The 13,145-nt window shown below is 30.9% G+C and carries 11 protein-coding genes; all 11 read right to left on the reverse strand.

What is annotated here, in order from left to right:
• Positions 1 to 92: 92 nt before the first annotated feature.
• The gene (locus E7Y35_RS02850; RefSeq protein ID WP_283272843.1) at positions 93 to 935 is read right to left on the reverse strand and encodes an aldo/keto reductase; all 843 of its coding nucleotides are present in this window, start codon (positions 933 to 935) and stop codon (positions 93 to 95) included.
• Positions 936 to 937: 2 nt separating this feature from the next.
• Positions 938 to 2,008 (reverse strand): oxidoreductase, encoded by a 1,071-nt coding sequence (locus E7Y35_RS02855; RefSeq protein WP_283272844.1) that lies wholly within the window; start codon positions 2,006 to 2,008, stop codon positions 938 to 940.
• Entirely contained in the window at positions 1,995 to 2,309 is a 315-nt protein-coding gene (locus tag E7Y35_RS02860) for a hypothetical protein (RefSeq protein WP_283272845.1), read from the reverse strand. The genes E7Y35_RS02855 and E7Y35_RS02860 overlap by 14 nt, the downstream gene beginning before the upstream one ends.
• 118 nt (positions 2,310 to 2,427) lie before the next feature.
• Positions 2,428 to 3,813 (reverse strand): dihydrolipoyl dehydrogenase, encoded by a 1,386-nt coding sequence (gene lpdA, locus E7Y35_RS02865; protein ID WP_283272846.1) that lies wholly within the window; start codon positions 3,811 to 3,813, stop codon positions 2,428 to 2,430.
• 16 nt (positions 3,814 to 3,829) lie between these two features.
• Positions 3,830 to 5,110 carry a dihydrolipoamide acetyltransferase family protein gene (locus tag E7Y35_RS02870; protein WP_283272847.1) on the reverse strand — a complete coding sequence of 427 codons (1,281 nt, stop codon included), beginning with the start codon at positions 5,108 to 5,110 and terminating at the stop codon, positions 3,830 to 3,832.
• Positions 5,111 to 5,128: 18 nt separating this feature from the next.
• Positions 5,129 to 6,118, reverse strand: coding sequence for an alpha-ketoacid dehydrogenase subunit beta (locus E7Y35_RS02875; protein WP_283272848.1), 990 nt, complete (start codon positions 6,116 to 6,118; stop codon positions 5,129 to 5,131).
• Complete coding sequence (gene pdhA / locus E7Y35_RS02880; protein WP_283272849.1) at positions 6,118 to 7,221, reverse strand: pyruvate dehydrogenase (acetyl-transferring) E1 component subunit alpha; 1,104 nt, start codon at positions 7,219 to 7,221, stop codon at positions 6,118 to 6,120. Before pdhA ends, E7Y35_RS02875 begins: the two co-directional genes overlap by 1 nt.
• A 35-nt stretch (positions 7,222 to 7,256) precedes the next feature.
• Entirely contained in the window at positions 7,257 to 8,243 is a 987-nt protein-coding gene (gene lplA, locus E7Y35_RS02885; protein ID WP_283272850.1) for a lipoate--protein ligase, read from the reverse strand.
• Between the two features lie 2 nt (positions 8,244 to 8,245).
• Positions 8,246 to 9,604, reverse strand: coding sequence for an FAD-dependent oxidoreductase (locus E7Y35_RS02890; RefSeq protein ID WP_283272851.1), 1,359 nt, complete (start codon positions 9,602 to 9,604; stop codon positions 8,246 to 8,248).
• Between the two features lie 237 nt (positions 9,605 to 9,841).
• Positions 9,842 to 10,783, reverse strand: a complete 942-nt coding sequence (locus E7Y35_RS02895) for a 3'-5' exoribonuclease YhaM family protein (protein WP_283272852.1) — start codon at positions 10,781 to 10,783, stop codon at positions 9,842 to 9,844.
• A 62-nt stretch (positions 10,784 to 10,845) separates the two neighbouring features.
• Positions 10,846 to 13,116 carry a 2-oxo acid dehydrogenase subunit E2 gene (locus E7Y35_RS02900; protein ID WP_283272854.1) on the reverse strand — a complete coding sequence of 757 codons (2,271 nt, stop codon included), beginning with the start codon at positions 13,114 to 13,116 and terminating at the stop codon, positions 10,846 to 10,848.
• Positions 13,117 to 13,145 lie beyond the last annotated feature (29 nt).

Raw genomic sequence — 13,145 nt, forward strand, 5'->3', positions numbered from 1 at the left:
GGACTCATTATAGCAAAATTAAGAATAAATGCAATTAAAGATTAACTTAGAATTTTAGGATCAATTAATTTTTTTAAATCTGTTCTTTTAAATTAAAGTTTATATTGAGCCAAATCTAAAACAGTTTCTGGTTTTGTTGGATCAAAAAATTGGGTAGTTCCTAAATCCAATTGTTCTATTGCAATAATATCTTCTTTTGTTAATTCAAAATCAAAGACATTTATATTCTCTTTTATCCGTGATGGTGTTACTGATTTTGGGATAACCGCAATGTCATTTTGAATTAATCATCTTAAAATTACTTGGGCAACTGATTTATTATATTTATTGCCAATTTTTGCTAATATTTCATTTGTAAAAATGCCATTTTTTCCTTCAGCAAAGCTTGCTCATGACTGAATTTGAATTTCCTTATTTTTATAAAAACTTACTTCATCTTGTCTTTGATAAAATGGATTCAACTCAATTTGATTTAACGTCGGTGAAATATTGTTGAATGTTATAAGGTCTTCAACAAGAACTGGCGCAAAATTACTGACACCAATTGATTTAATTTTTCCTGCCTGTTTTGCTTCTTCTAAAGCCCTTCATGTTCCATAATAATCGCCAAATGGTTGGTGTACTAACATTAAATCAATGTAGTTAGTTTGTAAATCTTCTAATGACTTATCAATTGAGGCTTTTGCTTTTGCATAACCTGCATTTGAAATTCAAATTTTTGAAGTAATAAAAAAATTGTTTCTATCTACACCGCTTTCTTTTAGTGCTTTTCCAACTGGTTTTTCATTTCCATAAATTTGAGCGGTATCAAATAATCTATATCCTGCTTTTACAGCATTCAAAACTACTGTTGCTGTTTCTTCTTCTGGAATTTGGAAAACTCCAAATCCTAAGATTGGCATTTCGTTACCATCGTTTAATTTAATGTATTTCATTTTTATTCATTTCCTTTTAGTCTTTCTATCATTTCTTTATAAGTAACTGGATTAAATCATAGATTATCATTTCAATGGTAATCTATTTCATTCATTTCATTTGTATTTAAAATTGTACTAATTACTAAGGATGGATTAAAGATTAATTCTCTCCCGATAGCGATGAAGTCAGCTGCTTTTAAGCCTATTTCAATATCCTCACGTGTTTGAAAATTTCCGGCGGTTATTATTGTTTTATTAGTTCATTGTTTTACTTTATTTACATAATATAAGGTAAATAATTTTGTTCCTAAATCTCTAATAATATCGGCCATTCTAACTTTACTAATTGTTTCACCTGTTGAAATGTTAAAATATGCAACATATTTATTTAATTCTCTTATAAATGGTTCACACATATCTTCTGTTTTGACATTGCCATCACCATCTCCAATTGAAATTCTAATTCCAAATGGCATTTTTACTTCTTCTTTTAATCTTCTTGCAATATTTAAAATCATTTTTCCTCTAACTAAAATATCATCACTTTTAATGACATCATTTAATATCGGATGCAATAATTCACTCATAAAATAACCAAAAGCTGAATGTAATTCTACAAAATCAAAACCCGCTTTTTGCGCTCGATATGCTGCTGCAATAAATTTTTCTTCTAAAATATCTAAATCTTCTTGCGTTGCTATTCGTAAATTAGTTTGATCTAAATAATCATAAAATCTTGTCGCACCAATTGTTTCTTGGTCTAAAATTGATTTTGAACCAGCATGGTTTAATTGAATTCCAATCTTTGCACCAGCTTTATGAACTAAATCAACCACTTTTTTTAGTGGTTCAATTTGGTTGTCATCTCATAACCCTAAGTCACTTTCTCTAATTCTTCCTTCACTAGAAATTCCTGTTGATTCAACAATGATTGTACCAACCCCACCATATGCTCTTGCCCCGTAATGTTGAATGTGAAATTCATTCGCAATCCCGTCTTTTGCCATTAATGTATCCATTGGTGGCATAATTATTCTATTCCTTGATTTTAAACCAGGAATCAATTCTGCTTTATCACTAATATTTCTCATAGTTCTCACCTTTATTTTCATCAATTATATGATAAGAGTTTACTACATCTTTAATTATTCCAAGTAGTAATTCATTTAAATTAGGATTTAAATAATATTTATTATTTTTTCCTTCTTTTTCCCTTACAACGATTTCCTTACAATGTAATTCACAAATTTGTTTTGAAATGTTGACTCTATTTATCTTTGATTTTTGTTCTAATTCAGCAACAGTTAATACTTTGCATTTTAATAATCAACATAAAATAACAATTTTTGTTGGTGAATTGAGTTCTTTTATTAATTCGATTGTATTGGTCATATTTTCCTCTTATATGTTACTACTTAGTAACATATATAATATTAACACAAAAAATGAAAGAATATAAAAAATCTTAATCAAGCAAACAAAAAAACAAAAAAAGTTACTTATTGTAACTTTAAATATGAATGGCATGTCCTTCTAAACCGTGCGCAACTTCCATTATAATTTCTGATAAAGTTGGATGCGGATGAATTGTTTTTCCAAGTTCATGAATTGTTCCTTCCGTTTCCATACATAATGTAATTTCTGAAATCATATCCGTTGCTGTTGCTGCAATAATATGAGCTCCTAAAATTTCACCATATTTTGGTTCACATAAAATTTTAACAAATCCATCAGTTTCACCATCAGCAAGCGCTTTTCCATTAGCTGCTAACGGAAACTTAAAGGCTTTATAAGCAATTTTATCTTTAATTGCTTGCTCTTCAGTGATTCCAACTGTTGCAACTTCTGGGAATGAATAAATACATGACGGAATACGATTATAATTCATTTTTTCATTTTTTCCTTTAATATTATCAATTACTAAAAGTCCTTGTGCTGAAGCAACATGTGCTAACATTGCTTTTCCAACAACATCGCCAATCGCATAAACACCAGGTAAATTAGTACGACATTGATCATCAACTTCGATATTTTTTCGTTCCCCAATTTTTAAACCAATATTTTCAAAACCAGTTGTCACAGGAGCACGCCCAACTGACACTAAACAATAGTCAGTTGCTAATTTAACTTCTTTACCTTCGCTATTATCATAAATAACTGTTTTACCTTTAATTTCTTTAATTTTAACCGAGGTTTCAATTTTAACTTTATTTTTAATTAATAGTTTTGTTAATTCTTCGCGAATATCTTTATCTAACATTTCTAAAATTGTGTCTAAACCTTGTAAAATTGTTACTTCTGTTCCTAAACGACGGTATAAACAAGCAAATTCAATCCCAATAACACCACCACCAATAATTGCTAGTTTTTTTGGAATTTGCGGTAATGATAAAGCTTCTGTTGATGAAATAACATAACCATCTTTTTCCGCTTGTTCAAACCCTGGCAATGGTAAATTACGTGAAACACTTCCTGTTGCAATAATTAAGTTTGTCCCTGCATAACGTTTTCCCGCGACTTCAATAGTATTTTTATCAATTGCTTTTGCTTCGCCTTTAACTAAGTCAACCTTATTTTTTTTCAATAAGAACTCAACCCCTTTTGTTAATTGCGTTACCACTTTTGTTTTTCGCTCTTGCATTTTTACTCAATTTGGAGCAACTTCTGCCATTTTTGAAATATCAATTCCATAAGCATCGGCATGCCCAATTAAATCATAAACTTTACTACTTTTTAATAACGCTTTGGTTGGAATACAACCAACATTTAAACAAACCCCACCATAATATTCTTTTTCAACAATTAATGTTTTTAAACCTTCTTGGGCTGCTTTAATTGCCGTAACATAGCCACCTGGACCAGCACCGACAACAATTACATCATATTTATTTTCCATCTTATGACCTCTTCTCTTACAATAATAATAAAGCTGGTGATTCTAATAATTCAGTTACACGTGCTAAAAAGCGTCCACCATCAGCGCCATCAATTAAACGATGATCAATTGTTAATGACAATGGTAAAATTGAACTAATTTCAACTTCATTGTTGCTATTAATTATTGGGGTTTTCTTAATAATTCCAACTCCTAAAATTGCAACTTCTGGGAAATTAATAACTGGTGTTGCTAATTCAATTCCAGCTGACCCAAAATTTGTAATTGTGAAAGTTCCATCTTTCATTTCATCTGGTTTTAATTTACGTTCACGTGTTTTTGATGCTAAATCATTAACCATTTTCGCAATTTGCATTACATTTAACTGATCAACACCTTTCACAACCGGAACCATTAATCCCGTTGGAGTGTCGGTTGCCATCCCAATATTATAGTAATCTTTGAAAATAATTTCTTGTTGTTCTTGATCGTATGAAGAATTTAAAATTGGAAAATCTTTCAAAGCAATTGCACAAGCTTTCATAAAGAACGGCATATAAGTTAATTTAACACCTTGTTTTTCTGCTTGTCCTTTTAATTGCGTTCTAATTTCAATTAATTTTGTAACATCAATATTTTTCATTAATGTTGTTTCGGCAATAACTGTTTTTGACAATGTCATTTGTTTAGCAATTGCCTTACGAATTGGTGACATTGGTTCACGACGAACAGCACCTGTTGCATTAATTTTTGGAATTTCAATTGGTGTTATTGATAATGATGGCCCACTTGTTGCTGCTGTTCCACCACCTTGTGATAAATCAGCTTTCATAATTCTCCCATTTGGTCCTGATCCTTGAATTTTTGTCAAATCAACTTTTAAATCAGCGGCCATTTTTCGTACAAGTGGTGTTGATAAGACATTACTATTGTTTTGATTATTTTCATTATTACTACTTGGTAAATGACGAGGAGCTAAAACAGTATTTGAAATTGGCACTGCCCCCACTACTCCAGCTGCTTTTTCTTCTTCTACTGGAGCTGCTACTGGTTGTGCTGATGCTGAATCAGCACTATCTGCACCACCATCATCAATTTCAACTACAACATCACCAACATAAATTGTGTCACCAACATTCATATTAATTTTGCTAACAATTCCATCACAGGGAGCATAAATTTCTGTATTAACTTTATCTGTTTCAACAGCAAACATTTCATCTCCATCTTTAATTTTATCGCCAACTTTAATCATAATATTAGCAACTTTTCCTTCAGTTAATCCTTCTCCGATATCTGCAAATTTAAATTTAACCATTTTTCTTACAACTCCTATCTAAAATTGGTAGTTAATTAATTCTTTAATTTTAACAACAATTTTTTGTACTGATGGTTGATGATAATGTTCTCCACGATCAAACGGAATAATAATATCATAACCTGTTACCCGTCCAGCCGGGGCTTTTAAATATTCAAAACAATTTTCATTAACTGTTGTAATTACTTCTGCTGCAACTGAAAATGAACGAACCGCTTCGTGGACAACTAAAATACGACCAGTTTTTTTAACTGATTCAATAACCATATCACGATCTCATGGTTGAATTGTTCGTAAGTCAATTAAATCAACATTAACATTAACTCCTTCTTCTTTTAATTGTGCCAATGCTTTTTCACATTCACCAACCTGTGCTCCATAAGTAACAATTGTTAAATCATCTCCTTCTTGAATTTTATAACCTTCCCCAATTGGTAGGGTATAATATTCATCCGGAATTTCTTGTTTAAAGGCACGATAAATTTTTGTTGGTTCTAAAAAAATTACTGGGTCTGGTGATTCCACAGCAGCTAACAATAATCCTTTAGTATCATACGGTGTTGAAGGAATAATTACTTTTAATCCAGGGTTATGCGAAAACATCGCTTCCATTGCTTCTGAGTGATGTTCTAAGGCACGAATTCCTCCCCCCATTGGCATACGAACAATTAATGGACAAGTGAAACGTCCGCGTGAACGATTACGCATACGCGCCACGTGTGTGAAAAGCTGTTGTAACGCAGGATATGAAAATCCTTCAAATTGCATTTCAACAATTGGTTTCATTCCATTAATAGCCATTCCAACGGCAGTTCCAACTAAAGTTGCTTCGGCAATTGGCGCATCAAAACAACGGTCTTCACTATATTTTTCTTGTAACCCAACAGTTGCCCGGAAAACTCCTCCTTCGAATCCAGCGTCTTCTCCATACACAACAACATTCTGGTGTTTTTCCATTGCTAAATCTAAAGCATGTGTTAATGCTTGAATATTATTTACAACTGGCATTAGTGATGTCCTCCTTTACTTGGATATTTTGCAAAAAATGCTTCTGCCTCTTGGTATTGTTCTTCTAAGAATTTTGGCATTTCAGCATATGTATAAGCAAAAATATCATGAATTGAAACATTATTATTTTCCTCAACTCAAGCAAATTCACCTTTAACAAATTTATCTTGTTCAGCATCTAATGCTTCTTGTTCTTTGTCTGACCATTTTTTTTGCGCAATTAAATATGCTTTTAAACGAATCAATGGATCTTTTTTCAAAGCTTCTTCATGTAATTTTTCATCACGATAAACTTTTGGATCATCTGCTGATGAGTGTGCTCCTAAACGATAAGTATTACATTCAATTAGTGATGGTCCTTCTCCTTTACGAGCAAAGTTAATTGCTTCTTGCACGGCACCATATACCGCAAAAAAATCATTACCATCAACTAAAATATTACGCATTCCAACCGCAACTCCTTTAACTGCAAAATTAATTGCTTTTGTTGCTTTACGACGTGGTGTTGAAATCGCATATTGGTTATTTTCTACAATAAAAATTGCTGGTACTTCATGTAACTGAGCCATGTTAATTGCTTCATAAAATTCTCCTTCTGAAGTACCTCCATCACCAGTTGTTGTAATAACAACTCCATCGCGTTTATTATACTTTTCAGCAAACGCTAAACCTGTTGCATGTGAATATTGCGTTGCAATTGGAATATTTACTGGCAAAGTATTAATCCCTTCTGGCATTTTACTTCCCATTTCATTTCCACATCAATATAACATAATGTTTCGCATTGGAACGCCCGTTGCTAATCAAGCAGCATTATTTCGGTATGCTGAAGAAAATCAATCTTTTCCTTTAATAATTTGCATTCCATATGCTACTTCTGTTGCTTCTTGTCCCGTCGAAGATAAAAACGATAACATTCGCCCTTGACGCTGAATTTTATTTTGAAAATCATCTTGACGACGTGATAAACACATTAACTTATAAGCGGTTAAAACTTCATCATCGCTAATTTTCGGCATCAATTCTGGTTTAACAATTTTTCCTGTTGCATCCATAATTTGAAGCATTTCATTTTTTAACGAATTAAACTTGTCAAAATACATTTTTAATTACATCCTTTCTGTTCTTGTGTCACTTTTTAATTAAAAATAACATCTAAGATTTCTTGTGTTTCAAATTTTTCTCCAAAAATTTCTTTAATATCACTTTTTAATAATTCAATTTTAATTTTCTCCGGGCTATATTCACAACCTGTTAACAATGCTTCAAGATGGTTTGTTCCACCTGAACCTAAAAAATCACCATAAAATTTGATATTTGTAATTTTTCCTTCATTAACATTTAAACGAACATCAACAGTTCCTTTTCCTTCATAACGAATTTTATTTTGATAACTAAATTCTGGTGAATTACCAAAGTTTCAATCTCATGTGCGATATTTTTCATCCGCTAATTTATTAGCAGCAGCAATAATATCTGACGGCAAATCAACTACCGTTGTTCCTTGCGCTAATAGTTCTTTCATAATAAAATTCATAAATTGATCAATTGTAATATCATTTTCTAACAATGGTCGAATATTAGTTACTCGCGCTGGAATTGATTTAATTCCTTTTGAAACAATCTTACTCTGATCAACATTTAGATATTTCTGCATCTTGCTTAAATCAACATCAAACAAAATTGTTCCATGATGTAATAAGCGATCCTTATATCTTATTTGAGCATTTCCAGAAATTTTTTTACCATCAATTTCAATATCATTTTTACCGGCAAATTTAGCATTTAAACCAAGTTTTTGTAAAACATTGATAATAGGTTGCAAAATACTTTCATAATTTTTTGCGATTTCATTATCTTTATCAACAATAATAGAAAAACATAAATTTCCATCATCTTGATAAACAGCTCCTCCCCCAGTAATTCGTCTAACAACATTTACTTTATCAGTTTCAACTGCTTGTAAATTAATTTCTTCAATTGTATTTTGATTACGACCAATGACAATTGTATTAGAATTTTTTCACAAAAAGAAAATATTGTCTTTAATATTACTTTTTAAAAGATATTCATCTAAAGCTAAATTAAAATAAACATCTGTGGAAGGATTTTTAAAACAAATCATAATTATTTTTTAAAGTAATTTAAACCTAATACCTCTAATGCTGGTAAAGTAATAAAGTTATATGGTTTATTAAAATGTGGCAAGAAGAAAATATCAACTAATGGTAATTCATCAATTGTAACTCCTTTCATAATTGCCAATGAAAACATATACATAACTTCTGTATGATTAGCTACTGAACCAACTTGTGCTCCAATAATTTTTCGTGTTTTTTTATCTCAAAGAATTTTGATTAAAACTTCTTGGTAAGATGCCATAAATTCTGGACGATCATTATCCGTAAAAGTAATCTGTTCATAATCAAAACCAAGATCTTTAGCAACTGTTTCAGTTACTCCTGTTGACGCTAATGCTCAACCAAAAACATTAATTGCATTTGAACCTTGAAATCCTGGTGATGCTAAACCTTCTAGTTTTAAAGCATTAACAGCAGCAATAACTCCTGTTCGAACAGCATTTGTTGCTAAAGCAATATATGCTGGTGCTTTTTTAGCATTATCATAAACTTCAACACAATCACCAACAGCAAAAATATTTGGATCTGAAGTTCTCATATATTGATCAACCATAATTGCGGCATTTTTGTCTAAATCGACAACACCATTTAAAATTTCTGTTGCAGGTTTAAATCCAACTGATCAAATTACTAAATCAGCATCATATGATCCTTTATCAGTTACTACTTTTGTTACCTTGTTATTATTTCCTTCGAATTTAACAACTTTTTCCCCACCACGTAAATTAACACCTGCTTCACGCATTGCGTTTTCAACTTTATCAGTAAATGGTTTATCGTAATAACGTGGCATAATACGATCTGAAATATCAACTAGGGTCACATTTTTCCCTTTTTGGTGAAAAGCATCAACTAATTCAACGCCAATGTATCCTGCTCCACACACAACTACATTTTTAATATTTTTATCATCATTTGCTTTTTTTACCAATTCCCCATGTTGGTATCATTTAACAATATGAACGCCTTCTTGGTTAATGCCCTCAATTGGTGGGATAATTGGTCATGAACCAATTGCTAAAATCAATTTATCATAATTATCATCAAATTCTTTGCCCGTTTTTAAATCTTTTACTCGAATTTTTTGACTTTTATTATCAATTGATAATACTTCATGCTCCATATTTACTTTAATACCTTCACTTTGCAAAATTTCTGGTGAAGCATAAAATAAGCCTTTTGGATCTTTTACCTCTCCTGAAACTCATAATGCAATCCCACATCCCAAAAACGAAATATTGTTGTTTTTATCATAAGTAACAATTTCTGCTTTAGGATCTAGTCTTCTTAAAGTTCTAACAGCAGTTGTCCCCGCATGATTAGTTCCGACTACAATAACTTTCATTTCTATTCTCCTTCTCTATTCTTATAATATTTTTAGTTTTTTCGATATAACCAACTAAAAAAATGCTCATAGTTATATTTAAAACTGCGGCACTTATTCCTGAAAATTAAATCATACCGTAATTCTATTATATACCTGCCACAAAAAATAGAAAAGAAAAAGACACTAAAAACGCAAGAAAACTAAAAAAATACCAAAATTTTTGAAAAATTATGGTATTTTTAAATACAATAAAGGTTATTTTTCAAAATGCTTTAAAAATCAGCGTCCTTCAACCGCCAATAACCGTTGTGTTTGTTCATTAACTGGTGTTTTTTCTAATTCCTTATCAATTCGATAAATTCGTGCATCTAAATTATCTAAAAATGACAAAATTTCAGCTTCTAACAAGTGTGGTTCAACTGGTGACCCATATTCTAAGCGGCCATGGCTAGCTAAAATCATATGTTCTAATAAAATAATTTTCTCAGAATTTAAATTATTAATTTTAGCCATATGGTTTAACTCATTTGCCATAATTGAAATATGACCAAGTAATTTACCTTCTAATGAAAAATCATTAGTTGCACCACTTGTAATTTCAATAACTTTTCCTAAATCATGTAAAATAACACCACAATATAAAAGTTCAGCATCAATTAAACGGTCAAAATATACATTAGCAACATTCTTAGCCATTTTTAACATTGTTAAACTATGTCAAATTAGCCCCGACTTAATTTCATGATGGTTACGAATTGCTGCTGGTCAAATTTTAAATTGTTCACCATATTTGGTTAAAATTAATGTCATAATTTCCCGATATTCTGGTGTTTGCATTGCTTGTACTGTGGCAATGATTTCATCATACATTACATCAGGTGAAAGTGGTGCGACTTCAATAAAATCTTCTAAGTTAATACTATCATTATCAACAATGTCATAAGTATTAATTTTTGCTTGCAATACTTTTCGATATTCAATAATATTAATATTTACTTTATAGCAATTCCCCTTATTTCAACATTCAATATCAGCAGGACGAGCATCTCATAACCGTGCCTCAATTGTTCCTGTACGATCTTTTAATGTGATTGATAAATAAGTACTCCCATTTGAGGCAGTTCCTTGTGTTACTTTATCAGCAATTACCACTAATTCAATATTATTGGTCTCTTTTGTTAAGTCTTTAATATTCATTGTCTTCTTTCCCTTCTAAAAATAAAAAAGTGCGTAATGAAGAAAAACATCACTTTTTTGCTTTATAATAATAATCCTGGATTTGATAATAAATATGCAACATAATGAGCAAATTTACTTGCTTCAGTAACATCAACCACCGCTTCATTATAACCAAGTGTAATAACCATAATATCACGAATTGTAATATCATTTTTTTCAACAACAACTGGTTTTTTAAAGATAATTCCCATTGCAATTCCAGCAACATTATCTTCTGGGATGGTAAAAGTCCCTCGTGTAATTCCATATTCACCATAATTCACAATTGAAAAGGAAGCATCTTGATAATCTTTTTCAGTTAATTTGTCATTAACAGTTTGTTCAATTAATCTTGTTGATTTTAAAGCAATTTCCTTAATTGATTCATTTTTTAAATCATATAAGACAGGCATTTTCACTCCCGCATCAATATCAACACTAAAAGCAATATTATAAAATCATTTTAGTAAAAGCGCATGTTCTTTACTAATAAATGATGAATTTAAAATTGGAAATTTTTTTAAACCATCATAAACTGCCTTAATATAAAATGGCAACAATGTTAATTCAAGTTCATTTGGTGCATATGCTTCGCGCATAATTGACAGTAAACTAACTAATTCACTAACATCAACTTCAACATCAATAAAACTATGGGCAATATTTTTTCTACTCTCCATAATTTCTTTTGCCCGTTTAATTGCTTGATGATTTAATTTAACTTGATCAGCACGCAAATCTTGATTATCATTATCAACAATTGCCTTTTCTTTAATATGTTTTAGTGTTTCAAGATGTGATTTTGAATGTGTTGTTGAATGAGCTTTTGGTTCGGCAGAATGCACAGCAGATTCATCATCGTTACTATGAACTTTTGAATGTGAAACAACATGTGATTTTGTTGCTTTGTCATGTTCAGTAGGCGCTGAATGCAATACCTGATGTGGCTTAGAGTGCGAAGCAGAATGTGAACTAGAACTTTCATCAGAATGGGTTTTTGAATGCGTAATATGTGATTTTGCATTTTCAGCCGGTTCTAAATGCGAAGCGGGATGCGATTTTGAATGTTCCGAATGGGTTTTTATTTCTTCATTAGATGTAGCAGATTCACTATGATTATTATGCACCACTGTATGTGGGACAACATGCGGTTTTGTTGTTTTATCGTGGTCAGCATGTGTTGAATCCGAGACATAATGGGGCTTTGATTCAGCAGAATGCACAACAGTTTCACCATCGTTACTATGAACTTTTGAATGTGAAACAACAGGCGGTTTTAAATGGGGAGAATGACCTTCAACATCTGTCGAATGTGAATTATTATTTACTTTTGTTGTAGTTACACTTGGGTCTTCTAAAACATCATGCCCTAAATTTGAGGGCGCATTAATTCCTTCAATATTTGAAGTAGATAAAACAATATCTTCCCCTAATTCTTCTAATGTTAAATCTTCATTAAAATAAATTGTTTCTGGATTATCATCACCTAAAATTAATTCCTTTTCATTACTCTCTTGATTTAACTCATCTTGAATATCAGTATACATACGATGAATCATCGTATTTGATATTTCATCATAGGTTTGTGTTCTTTCACTCATTTCTGCTGATAATGCTAAATCTTGTTCTAAATGTGCAATATCTTCAATAATTTCTTCTTGAATATTAATAGTTTCCAAATCATCTTTAACCATTGTTAAATTGTCTTTTAATTGTCCAAGGTCTTTTTTCAAAGTTTTAATATTATTTTCAGTTGGAATATTTTCAATAACATTTTCAACCTTATCTTTCAAAAGAAATGATGTTGTGCTAACACTATCTTGAAATAAATTTTCTGACACTTGTTGTGCTGATGACACTTCTGACTTCAATTCAATTGTCGGATCAAAATCATTCTTAGGGTTTTCGCCAGCAACTTCTCGGGCTAATAATGTTTCGATTAATTCTTCACGAAAAATTTCAGTTTCTGATTTTTTAATATCAACAGATGGATTGTTATGTGTATTATACTTTGATGAACCACTAAAAGAACTAGTATTATAATCTTGACTAGTTTCATACTTTTGTTCATTAAGAGTAGGTTCTGATGGTGCTATTTCTAATAAAATATCACCACTATTAATAACTTTATTTTCATAAGCAATAAGATTTTGTACTTCACCGGCTTCTGGTGTTTTTATTTCATATACTTTATTTTGGGTGATGACATTAGCAATTTTATCTCCTGCTTGAACTTTTTGGTGATTTTTAACAAAAAGTTTATCTATAATACCTTTGCGATTATCATCAGCTTCAAATATAATCTTTGCCATTTAGTACCCCCCTATTTTCTAAATATATC

The sequence above is a fragment of the Spiroplasma sp. SV19 genome, from assembly GCF_030060925.1.
Lineage (GTDB): Bacteria > Bacillota_I > Bacilli_A > Mycoplasmatales > Mycoplasmataceae > Spiroplasma.